This is a genomic window from Burkholderia sp. Bp8994 (genome assembly GCF_003853805.1).
Lineage (GTDB): Bacteria > Pseudomonadota > Gammaproteobacteria > Burkholderiales > Burkholderiaceae > Burkholderia.
The window spans coordinates 1-776 of the sequence record NZ_QTQH01000052.1; the positions used below are offsets into that span (position 1 = coordinate 1).

Genomic DNA, 776 nt, shown 5'->3' on the forward strand with positions numbered 1-776 from the left:
GCGCAGCAGTCGTCGCTGCAGGTGACGACGTCGGTCGCCGAAATCGCGGCGACGTCGCGCGAGCAGCAGGCGACCGCGAACGAAACCGCGGCGACGACGACCGAAATCGGTGCGACGTCGCGCGAGATTTTCGCGACGTCGCGCGACCTGCTGCGCACGATGAACGAGGTGGCCGGCGTGGCCGAGCAGTCGGCGACGCTCGCGGGCGTGAGCCAGAGCGGCCTCACGCGGATGGGCGAGACCATGCGCAGCGTGATGGACGCGGCCGGTTCGGTGAACGCGAAGCTCGCGATCCTCAACGAAAAGGCGCTGAACATCAACCAGGTCGTCGCGACCATCACCAAGGTGGCCGACCAGACCAACCTGCTGTCGCTGAACGCGGCGATCGAGGCCGAGAAGGCCGGCGAGTACGGCCGCGGCTTCGCGGTCGTCGCGACCGAGATCCGCCGCCTGGCCGACCAGACGGCGGTGGCGACCTACGACATCGAGCAGACGGTGAAGGAGATCCAGTCGGCCGTGTCGGCGGGCGTGATGGGAATGGACAAGTTTTCCGAGGAAGTCCGCCGCGGCATGCTCGACGTGCAGCAGGTCGGCGGGCAGCTGTCGCAGATCATCGCCGAGGTGCAGACGCTCGCGCCGCGCTTCCAGATGGTCAACGAAGGGATGCAGACGCAGGCGAACGGTGCCGAGCAGATCACGCAGGCGCTGTCGCAGCTGTCGGAAGCCGCGCAGCAGACGGCCGAATCGCTGCGCCAGTCGTCGCAGGCGATCGACGA

1 protein-coding gene is annotated in these 776 nt (G+C 68.2%); it reads left to right on the plus strand.

The window, feature by feature from the left end:
• Positions 1–776, plus strand: a 776-nt coding sequence (locus DIE04_RS29485; RefSeq protein ID WP_260426353.1) for a methyl-accepting chemotaxis protein, incomplete at both ends; no start/stop codon positions are given.